At 66.6% G+C, this 8,599-nt stretch carries 14 protein-coding genes; all 14 read right to left on the bottom strand.

What is annotated here, in order from left to right:
* Positions 1 to 810: DNA-directed RNA polymerase subunit alpha (locus tag H343_RS0124450; protein WP_037904984.1), on the bottom strand; the 810-nt coding region annotated here is incomplete at its 3' end.
* Positions 811 to 915: 105 nt separating this feature from the next.
* Positions 916 to 1,542 carry a 30S ribosomal protein S4 gene (rpsD, locus tag H343_RS0124445; RefSeq protein WP_028433271.1) on the bottom strand — a complete coding sequence of 209 codons (627 nt, stop codon included), beginning with the start codon at positions 1,540 to 1,542 and terminating at the stop codon, positions 916 to 918.
* A gap of 26 nt (positions 1,543 to 1,568) precedes the next feature.
* Positions 1,569 to 1,973: a 30S ribosomal protein S11 gene (rpsK, locus tag H343_RS0124440; RefSeq protein WP_028433270.1), complete on the bottom strand. Its 405-nt coding sequence runs from the start codon at positions 1,971 to 1,973 to the stop codon at positions 1,569 to 1,571.
* Between the two features lie 66 nt (positions 1,974 to 2,039).
* Positions 2,040 to 2,420 carry a 30S ribosomal protein S13 gene (gene rpsM, locus H343_RS0124435; protein ID WP_028433269.1) on the bottom strand — a complete coding sequence of 127 codons (381 nt, stop codon included), beginning with the start codon at positions 2,418 to 2,420 and terminating at the stop codon, positions 2,040 to 2,042.
* A gap of 219 nt (positions 2,421 to 2,639) precedes the next feature.
* Positions 2,640 to 2,753, bottom strand: coding sequence for a 50S ribosomal protein L36 (gene rpmJ, locus H343_RS0124430; protein ID WP_003956441.1), 114 nt, complete (start codon positions 2,751 to 2,753; stop codon positions 2,640 to 2,642).
* A 62-nt stretch (positions 2,754 to 2,815) separates the two neighbouring features.
* The gene (infA, locus tag H343_RS0124425) at positions 2,816 to 3,037 is read right to left on the bottom strand and encodes a translation initiation factor IF-1 (protein ID WP_003948620.1); all 222 of its coding nucleotides are present in this window, start codon (positions 3,035 to 3,037) and stop codon (positions 2,816 to 2,818) included.
* A gap of 188 nt (positions 3,038 to 3,225) precedes the next feature.
* Positions 3,226 to 4,062 (bottom strand): type I methionyl aminopeptidase, encoded by an 837-nt coding sequence (gene map / locus H343_RS0124420; protein WP_028433268.1) that lies wholly within the window; start codon positions 4,060 to 4,062, stop codon positions 3,226 to 3,228.
* Between the two features lie 165 nt (positions 4,063 to 4,227).
* Positions 4,228 to 4,896, bottom strand: coding sequence for an adenylate kinase (locus H343_RS0124415; protein ID WP_028433267.1), 669 nt, complete (start codon positions 4,894 to 4,896; stop codon positions 4,228 to 4,230).
* Entirely contained in the window at positions 4,896 to 6,209 is a 1,314-nt protein-coding gene (gene secY / locus H343_RS0124410) for a preprotein translocase subunit SecY (protein ID WP_028433266.1), read from the bottom strand. Before secY ends, H343_RS0124415 begins: the two co-directional genes overlap by 1 nt.
* 159 nt (positions 6,210 to 6,368) lie before the next feature.
* The gene (gene rplO, locus H343_RS0124405) at positions 6,369 to 6,824 is read right to left on the bottom strand and encodes a 50S ribosomal protein L15 (protein ID WP_028433265.1); all 456 of its coding nucleotides are present in this window, start codon (positions 6,822 to 6,824) and stop codon (positions 6,369 to 6,371) included.
* Position 6,825: 1 nt separating this feature from the next.
* A complete protein-coding gene (rpmD, locus tag H343_RS0124400; RefSeq protein WP_028433264.1) occupies positions 6,826 to 7,008 on the bottom strand; it encodes a 50S ribosomal protein L30 in 183 nt (60 codons plus the stop codon).
* The gene (gene rpsE, locus H343_RS0124395) at positions 7,008 to 7,610 is read right to left on the bottom strand and encodes a 30S ribosomal protein S5 (protein WP_028433263.1); all 603 of its coding nucleotides are present in this window, start codon (positions 7,608 to 7,610) and stop codon (positions 7,008 to 7,010) included. The genes rpmD and rpsE overlap by 1 nt, the downstream gene beginning before the upstream one ends.
* Positions 7,611 to 7,653: 43 nt before the next feature.
* Positions 7,654 to 8,034 (bottom strand): 50S ribosomal protein L18, encoded by a 381-nt coding sequence (rplR, locus tag H343_RS0124390; protein WP_028433262.1) that lies wholly within the window; start codon positions 8,032 to 8,034, stop codon positions 7,654 to 7,656.
* Positions 8,035 to 8,036: 2 nt separating this feature from the next.
* A complete protein-coding gene (rplF, locus tag H343_RS0124385; protein ID WP_028433261.1) occupies positions 8,037 to 8,576 on the bottom strand; it encodes a 50S ribosomal protein L6 in 540 nt (179 codons plus the stop codon).
* Between the last annotated feature and the right edge of the window lie 23 nt (positions 8,577 to 8,599).

Raw genomic sequence — 8,599 nt, 5'->3', positions numbered from 1 at the left:
GTGGATGCCCTCGCGCTTGAGGCAGTTGTACGAGCGGACGGTGAGCTCGAGCTCCTCGATCGGCAGCGCCAGATCGGCGGCGAGCGCGGCGTCCGTCGGGGACGGGCCCATGTCGATGCCCTCGGCGTCGACGTTCAGCTCGCGGGCGAGGCCGAAGAGCTCGACCAGGGTCTTGCCCGCCGAGGCCATCGCGTCGCGGGGACGCATGGCCTGCTTGGTCTCGACGTCGACGATCAGCTTGTCGAAGTCCGTGCGCTGCTCGACACGGGTCGCCTCGACCTTGTAGGTGACCTTCAGCACCGGGCTGTAGATGGAGTCGACCGGGATACGGCCGATCTCCTGGCCCATCTGCTTGTTCTGCACGGCGGAGACGTAGCCGCGGCCGCGCTCGACGGTCAGCTCCATCTCCAGCTTGCCCTTGCCGTTGAGCGTGGCCAGGACCAGATCGGGGTTGTGCACCTCGACGCCGGCCGGCGGTGCGATGTCCGCGGCGGTGACCAGGCCGGGGCCCTGCTTGCGCAGGTACATCACAACGGGCTCGTCGTGCTCGGAGGAGACGACGAGGCTCTTGATGTTGAGGATGAGGTCGGTGACGTCCTCCTTGACGCCCGGCACGGTCGTGAACTCGTGCAGGACACCGTCGATCCGGATGCTGGTGACGGCAGCACCGGGGATCGAGGAGAGAAGCGTGCGACGCAGGGAGTTACCGAGGGTGTATCCGAAGCCCGGCTCCAGCGGCTCGATCACGAACCGTGAGCGGAATTCGTCGACGACCTCTTCGGTCAGGGACGGGCGCTGAGCAATCAGCATGAGGTAAGGCCTCCAGTCTTCGGCAACCGCTATTTGATGCCGTACTGACAGGGTACGGGTGGTACGGCCCGTTCCGGCGCCGTACCACCCGCCCCTTACGAGCCGCTACTTCGAGTAGAGCTCGACGATCAGCTGCTCCTGCACCTGGGTGTCGATCACCTGGCGCTCGGGCAGCGAGTGGACGAGGATCCGCATCTTCGACGGGATGGACTCCAGCCAGGCCGGAACCGTCTTCTCGCCGGCCTCCGCAGCCGCCACCTGGAAAGGCGTCAGGTTACGGGAGGCGTTGCGGACCTCGACGATGTCGGACACGGAGACCCGCGCCGACGGGATGTCGGTCTTGCGACCGTTGACCGTGATGTGCCCGTGCTTCACCAGCTGACGGGCGTGGTCACGGGACTTGGCGAAGCCGGCCCGGTAGACCACGTTGTCCAGACGGGTCTCGAGGATGCGCAGCAGGTTCTCACCAGTCTTGCCCTGCTGCCGGTTGGCCTCGTTGAAGTACCCGCGGAACTGCTTCTCCAGGACGCCGTAGATACGTGCTGCCTTCTGCTTCTCACGCTTCTGCAGCAGGTACTCGGAGTCCTTGGTGCGCCCGCGACCGTGCTCACCCGGGGGGTAAGGACGGATCTCGATCGGGCACTTCGCGCTCTCGCACTTGCTCCCCTTGAGGAAGAGCTTCTGCTTCTCCCGACGGCAACGCTTGCAGTCGGCCCCGGTGTAACGCGCCATTGTCTCAGATCTCCTGTTTCAGCTGGTCAGACTCGGCGACGCTTGGGCGGGCGGCAGCCGTTGTGCGGGGTGGGGGTCACGTCCTGGATGGACCCGACCTCGAGGCCGGTGGCCTGGAGGGAGCGGATCGCGGTCTCACGGCCGGAGCCGGGACCCTTCACGAAGACGTCCACCTTGCGCATGCCGTGCTCCTGGGCGCGGCGTGCGGCGTTCTCGGCGGCCATCTGCGCCGCGAACGGCGTCGACTTCCGGGAACCCTTGAAGCCGACGTGGCCGGCGGAGGCCCAGGAGATCACGTTGCCGGTCGGGTCGGTGATCGAGACGATGGTGTTGTTGAACGTGCTCTTGATGTGAGCGTGCCCGGCGGGGACGTTCTTCTTGTCCTTGCGGCGCACCTTCTTGGCGCCGGCCGTACGGCCCTTCGGAGGCATATGGATTTACTCCTGTGGAGGTCGTCGGTCCTGCTACACGGACCGCTGCAGCGTGTCCGGTGCGGACTACTTCTTGCCCGGCTTCTTCTTGCCGGCGATCGCGCGACGCGGTCCCTTGCGGGTGCGGGCGTTGGTCTTGGTGCGCTGGCCGTGGACGGGGAGACCGCGGCGGTGCCGCAGACCCTCGTAACAGCCGATCTCGACCTTGCGGCGGATGTCGGCCTGAATCTCACGGCGGAGGTCACCCTCGACCTGGAGATTGTTGTCCACGTACTCACGGATCTTGATGAGGTCTTCCTCAGCGAGATCGCGCACACGGGTGTCCGGGCTGATGCCGGTCTCACCCAGGGTCCGCTGGGCAAGGGTACGACCGATGCCGAAGACGTAGGTGAGGGCGACCTCGACGCGCTTCTCGCGCGGGAGGTCGACGCCTGCGAGGCGTGCCATTCCTGTGGCTCCTGATTGCTTTGCGGAGGTCTGCCGCAGCGCCGTCCCTTCTCCGCACGCTCCGTTGAGCGGCTACGGACAAGGTCCCCGGCCTCCGACCGAGGGTGTCGTCCCCACCGACAAGACTTCCAAGGCGGGGGGTCGGGCGTCTGCGTATGTACTTGTCGCTTGCGTCGCGCGAAGAGTGCGAGTGGTGCGAAGGCTACGGTCGGGGGTGCTTCAGCCCTGGCGCTGCTTGTGGCGCAGGTTGTCGCAGATGACCATGACCCGGCCGTGGCGGCGGATCACCTTGCACTTGTCGCAGATCTTCTTGACGCTCGGCTTGACCTTCATGGATGAGGTTCTCCGGGTCAGGCCGCCGCCCCGCTCGCGGGACAACGGCTCGATCTGTCGAGCTACTTGTAGCGGTAGACGATCCGCCCGCGTGTCAGGTCGTACGGAGAGAGCTCCACCACGACCCGGTCGTCGGGAAGGATACGGATGTAGTGCATCCGCATCTTGCCGCTGATGTGCGCGAGAACCTGGTGACCGTTCTGAAGCTCCACCTTGAACATCGCATTCGGCAGAGATTCGACGACCGTGCCCTCGATCTCGATGGCCCCTTGTTTTTTGGCCATGCTCTAGCGCTTCACCTTCCGGGATCGGCTACCTGGGGTGACCCCGGGCATAGAGAGACCCCGGGACCGACAAGCCAGTCTACGACACGCGTCCCGCAAAGACGAATTCGGGTAGTCTCCCCACCCGACAAGATCGTTATGCGAGGAGCGGGAAGGTTACGGCCGGGACCGGCCGCACACGCCCGCGATCAGGCCAGCGGGTCGGGCGCCGCGGTGACGCCGAGCTCCGCGAGCTTCGCACGGCCGCCGTCCGGCGCGGTCAGCACCAGCGGGCCCTCCTCCGTCAGCGCGACGGAGTGCTCCCAGTGGCTGGACCAGGTGCCGTCGTTCGTCTTGACCGTCCAGTCGTCCGACAGGACGTGCGTCTTGGGAGACCCCAGGGTCACCATCGGCTCGATCGCCAGGCACATCCCCGGCACCAGCTTCGGACCCCGGCCGCGCCGGCGGTCGACGTAGTTCAGCAGGTGCGGGTCCATGTGCATCTGCGAGCCGATGCCGTGGCCGCCGTAGTCCTCGACGATCCCGTACGAACCGGAGGCGGGGCGGGGCTGACGGCGGATGTAGCCCTCGATCGCGCGGGAGACGTCCACCAGGCGGTTGCCCTTGCGCATGGCGGCGACGCCCGCCCACATGGACTCCTCGGTGACCCGGCTCAGCTCCGCCACCTCGGCGGGGTGGCCCTCGCCGACGAAGACGGTGAGAGCCGCGTCACCGTGCCAGCCGTCGATGATCGCGCCCGCGTCGATCGAGAGCAGGTCGCCCTCCTTGAGCACGGTCTCCTTGTCCGGGATGCCGTGCACCACGATGTCGTTGACCGACGTGCAGATGTTGCCCGGGAAGCCGCCGTAGCCGAGGAAGTTGGGCTTGGCGCCATGATCGGCGAGCACCTTGGCGGCGACCTCGTCCAGGTCCTTCGTGGTGGCCCCGGGAACCGCGGCCGTACGGCAGGCCTGGTGCATGGCCGCGACCACCAGCCCCGCCTCGCGCATCTTCGCGATCTGCTCCGGGGTCTTGATCTCCACCATGCGACGGTGCCTTTCCTCGTGCCGTGGCTGTCGGAGGCTGCTGCCGTACGGCAACTCAGCGCTCGTGCTTCATTTCAGTGTGCCGTACCGGCAAACGGTCGCGGCCCCCGCACCGGGGTACCGCGACCGCAAGCGATTGCCGTATGACCGCACCACCGGGGCCCGTCAGTCGGCGACCGAGTCGTTCTCGCCCTGCAGAGCCTGCATCGCGCGCTCGGTCACCTCACTCACCTTGCCGAGCGCGGAGATGGTGGTGACCAGGTCCTGCCGCTTGTAGTGGTCGATGATCGGCTCGGTCTCACTGTGGTAGACGGCCAGCCGCTTGCGTACGGTCTCCTCGCGGTCGTCGTCACGCTGGTACAGCTCGCCGCCGCACGCGTCACAGACCCCGTCCTTCCTCGGCGGGGAGTACTCCGCGTGGAAGACGTGACTGCTGTCACTGCGGCAGATACGGCGGCCGGCGATCCGCTTGACGACCTCTTCCTCCGGGACCTCCAGGTCGAGAACGGCGTCCAGCTGCTCGCCCTTCTCCTCCAGGATGCGGTCCAGTGCCTCGGCCTGCGCGATGTTGCGGGGAAAGCCGTCCAGCAGGAAGCCGCCCGCGGCGTCCGGCTCGCCCATTCTGTCCTTCGCCATGCCGATGGTGACCTCGTCGGGTACCAGCTGGCCCGCGCGCATGAACTCCTGCGCCTGCCGGCCGAGCTGCGTGCCCTGGCTGATGTTGGCGCGGAAGAGGTCGCCCGTGGAGATGTGGGGGACCGAGAGGTTCTCGGCCAGGAACGCAGCCTGCGTTCCCTTACCCGCGCCAGGCGGCCCGACGAGGACGATACGCATCAGCGGAGGAACCCTTCGTAATTGCGCTGCTGAAGCTGGCTCTCGATCTGCTTCACGGTCTCGAGTCCGACGCCCACGATGATCAGAATGCTCGTCCCGCCGAACGGGAAGTTCTGATTGGCTCCGAACGCGATCAGCGCGACGGTCGGCACCAGGGCGATCAGCCCGAGGTACATCGCACCGGGCCATGTGATGCGGTTCAGCACATAGCTCAGGTACTCCGCGGTGGGCCGTCCCGCACGGATGCCCGGGATGAAGCCACCATACTTCTTCATGTTGTCGGCGACTTCTTCGGGGTTGAAGGAGATGGCGACGTAGAAGAAGGCGAAGAAAACGATCAGCACGAAGTACGTGACGATGTAAATCGGGTGGTCACCCTTGACGAAGTAGGCCTGGATCCACTCCGCCCAGCCGGCCTGCGACCCGCTGAACTGAACGATCAGCGCGGGAATGTACAGGAGCGACGACGCGAAGATGACAGGAATCACACCGGCCTGGTTGACCTTCAGCGGAATGTAGGTGGAGGTGCCGCCGTAGCTGCGGCGCCCGATCATCCGCTTCGCGTACTGCACGGGGATGCGGCGCTGTGCCTGCTCGACGAGGACCACGAGGCCCACCATCGCCAGACCGCTGATGATGACCGCGCCGAACTCGATCCAGCCGTCGGCCAGTTTGCCCTGCTGCTTGATGGCCCACAGCGCGCCGGGGAAGCCCGCGGCGATCGAGACGAACATCAGGATCGACATGCCGTTGCCGATGCCCTTGTCGGTGATCAGTTCACCGAGCCACATGATGAGCGCGGTGCCGGCCGTCATGCAGATCACCATCGTGATGGTGGTGAAGACGGACTGGTCCGGGATGATCTGGTCACGTACCTGGCACTGGGGGAAGAGGGTGCCGCTGCGCGCGGTGGCGACAAGGCCGGTCGCCTGAAGGACCGCGAGCGCGACCGTCAGATAACGCGTGTACTGCGTGATCTTCGCCTGCCCGGCCTGGCCCTCCTTCTTCAGGGCCTCCAGCCGCGGGATGACCACGACCAGCAGTTGAAGGATGATGCTCGCGGTGATGTACGGCATGATGCCGAGCGCGAAAATGGTCAACTGCAGCAGCGCGCCACCGCTGAACATATTGACCAGCCCGAAGAGGCCCGAGTCCCCCTCGGCCTCCTTCATGCACTGGTTGACGTTCTCAAAGCTGACGCCCGGTACCGGTACGTGCTGTCCCAGACGGAAGAGCACCATGATGCCGAGCGTGAACAACAGCTTCTTTCGCAGGTCGGGCGTCTGAAATGCCCGGGCGAACGCGGTGAGCACGGTGCCTCCTGCGCCCCCCGCGTCTGGCGCGAGAGGTGACGGTCTTGGGGGTCGACAGATACCAACAGTGCCCGCCACCTTACCGGCGACGGTGCCCGCCGTGGAACGACGGACCGGGGACGCCCCGTTGGGACATCCCCGGCCAGTCAGTCAACGAACTCAGTCAAGCTCGGTGACAGTGCCGCCGGCAGCGGTGATCTTCTCCTTGGCGGAGCCGGAGACCTTGTTGACGGTCACCGTCAGCGCCACGGAAATCTCGCCGGTGCCGAGCACCTTGACGAGCTCGTTCTTGCGAACGGCGCCCTTGGCGACCAGTCCGGCCACCGTGACCTCGCCACCCTCGGGGTAGAGCGCGGCCAGCTTGTCCAGGTTCACGACCTGGAACTGCTTGTGGGCAGGGTTACGGAATCCCCTGAGCTTGGGCAGCCGCATGTGCAGCGGCATCTGCCCGCCCTCGAAGCTCTCCGGAACCTGGTAACGGGCCTTGGTGCCCTTGGTTCCACGTCCGGCGGTCTTGCCCTTGGACGCCTCACCACGACCCACACGGGTCTTGGCGGTCTTGGCGCCGGGGGCCGGCCGGAGGTTGTGGACCTTCAGCGGGTTGCTGTCCGCCATGTCAGTCGACCTCCTCGACCGTGATGAGGTGCCGCACGCTGTGCACCATGCCGCGCACCTCGGGACGGTCGTCGCGTACGGACACGTCGCGCACCCGCTTCAGACCGAGCGTCCGCAGCGTGTCCCGGTGGTTCTGCTTCGTACCGATGACGGAACGGGTCTGCGTGATCTTCAGGCGAGCCATTACGCACTCACCCCGGCACGCGCCCGCAGCAGAGCGGCGGGCGCCACGTCCTCGAGCGGCAGGCCACGGCGGGCGGCGATCTCCTCGGGACGCTGAAGTCCCTGCAGTGCCGCACGCGTGGCGTGCACGATGTTGATCGGGTTCGCGGAGCCGAGCGACTTGCTGAGCACGTCGTGGATGCCCGCGCACTCCAGCACGGCACGCACCGGGCCACCGGCGATCACACCGGTACCGGGCGAGGCCGGCTTGAGGAGCACGACACCCGCGGCTTCCTCACCCTGGATCGGGTGCGGAATGGTGCCCTGGATGCGGGGGACCTTGAAGAAGTGCTTCTTGGCCTCCTCGACGCCCTTGGCGATGGCGGCCGGCACCTCCTTGGCCTTGCCGTATCCGACACCCACGGTGCCGTCACCGTCGCCCACCACGACGAGCGCGGTGAAGCTGAAGCGACGGCCACCCTTGACTACCTTGGCCACGCGGTTGATCGCGACAACGCGCTCAACGTACGCGGTCTTCTCGGCGGCGGCGCCGCCGTCCCGGCCCTTGCGGTCCCGACGCTCGCCGCCACCGGCGCCGCCACCGCGACGCTGGGGTCCAGCCATTGGAATTACCTCTCTCGTTTACGTCCGCTGCGTAGGACCGCGCTCAGAACTTGAGCCCGGCTTCACGGGCGGCGTCAGCCAGAGCGGCAATCCGCCCTGCGTACTTGTTGCCGCCGCGGTCGAACACGACAGCCTCCACACCCGCGGCCTTCGCCCGCTCGGCGACAAGCGCGCCGACCTGCTGGGCCTGTGCGCTCTTGTCGCCGTCGCCGCGGATCGACGCGTCGAGCGACGAGGCCGAGGCGAGAGTGTGGCCCGCCAGGTCGTCGACGACCTGGGCGACCATGTGACGGTTGGAGCGCGTCACCACAAGACGAGGGCGCACGGGTGTGCCCGAGACCTTCTTGCGGATGCGAATGTGACGGCGCTTGGCGGCGGCGCGCTTGTAGGCGTCGCCCTTAGCGATCTTCACGCCGTATGCCATGGCTACTTACCAGCCTTTCCGACCTTGCGGCGGATGGTCTCGCCCGCGTACTTGACGCCCTTGGCCTTGTACGGGTCCGGGCGGCGCAGCTTGCGGATGTTGGCGGCGACCTCGCCGACCTTCTGCTTGTCGATTCCCTCGACCGAGAACTTGGTCGGCGACTCGACCTTGAACGAGATGCCTTCCGGCGCCTCGACCAGGATCGGGTGGCTGTAGCCCAGCGAGAACTCCAGGTCGGAGCCCTTCGCCTGGACGCGGTAACCCACGCCGCTGATCTCGAGGTTCTTGCTGAATCCCGTGGTCACGCCAGTGATCATGTTCGCCACCAGCGTGCGGGACAGACCGTGCAGAGCCCTGTTCCTGCTCTCGTCGTTGGGGCGGGAGACGACCAGTGCGCCGTCCTCGCCCGTCCCGATCTCGATGGGTGCGGCCACGGTGTGCGAGAGGGAGCCCTTGGGCCCCTTCACACCGACAGCCTGACCATCGATGGTGACGTCCACACCGGCGGGAACCTGGATGGGGAGCTTGCCGATTCGCGACATTGCTTTTCCTCCGTTCCCTTCCG

It is taken from the genome of Streptomyces sp. TAA204 (assembly GCF_000424965.1).
This window is presented reverse-complemented; position numbering and strand designations above follow the sequence as displayed.